The sequence below is a fragment of the Oleiphilus sp. HI0123 genome (genome assembly GCF_001635315.1).
The window spans coordinates 1-1,036 of sequence record NZ_LWGE01001696.1; the positions used below are offsets into that span (position 1 = coordinate 1).

Consider the following 1,036-nt stretch of genomic DNA (forward strand, 5'->3'; position numbering starts at 1 on the left):
ACAAAAGCAAGAAAGTTAAACCAATTAAGCGCCACGAAGGAACTAATAATTCTCAACACCCTAATCTTAGAAATCGATTTAAAGTACAAACTCACCGGATATGACAACAATCCCATAATAAGCGCCCCGAAGTAGATCGAAAAAAACACACTGTTTGTAGCGAGCGAACATGAGCAAATAACATGAACCAAAAGCATAAAAGGAACAGCTAAACGAAGAATCTTATGGCTCAAAAACTGCCACCAAATTGGGTGGCCACCGGGGAAAATCCAGCTCGGAAACCATACCATCAACTGGTAATTACCCGCTAGCGTACGCACTTTTCTTCTTTTCTCATTTGCCACATCTGAAGAAGGCACATCCCAAGCCTTAGCTCTCTCATCGTAGCCAACTCGATACCCTTTTCTAATCGCCTGCATAGGGATCAGTACGTCATCAATGAGCGTACCAACAGGAATCGGTTGAAATGCAGCGCGTCTAATCATGTATATTGCGCCCGTCACTCCTGGCACACTACCGATGCTCGCTTCTGCCTTGCGTATCATTTTCTCATACCTCCAATAAGCATCTACACCCTTTGAAAAATCATTCTCATTTTCTGAATGGAAACTTAACTCTCCACTCACTAACCCATACTCTCCATCTTGAAACCAGCTTACTAAGTGCCTAACAGCAGATTCACTAATTGTTTGTCTTGCATCAACCATTAACACCAATTCGGAATCAATTTTGGCCATCCCCAAATTAAGCCCGTTTGGCTTACCTAAGCGTGAATCAACGCTTATAACACCAATTCGTTGCGAGTTAATTAAGGCAATTCTTCTTAAAGTTTGGTCCTCACTCGCGTCATCAACCACTAAGACACTCAATTTATCTTCTGGGTAATCTAAATCCAGTAGATTATGTAACTTTGTCTCGATATTTTTCTCTTCATTGCATACAACCAGCAATACAGTCACATAAGGGAACTGCTGATCAACTGGTGATGGTAACCTTTTCTCTTTTTCCCTTAACCTTAAGACTAAGGGATAACCTA

General features: G+C 41.4%; 1 protein-coding gene. It reads right to left on the reverse strand.

The window, feature by feature from the left end:
* On the reverse strand, nt 1-1,036 hold a 1,036-nt coding region (locus A3761_RS22960; protein ID WP_156492050.1), incomplete at both ends, for a glycosyltransferase family 2 protein.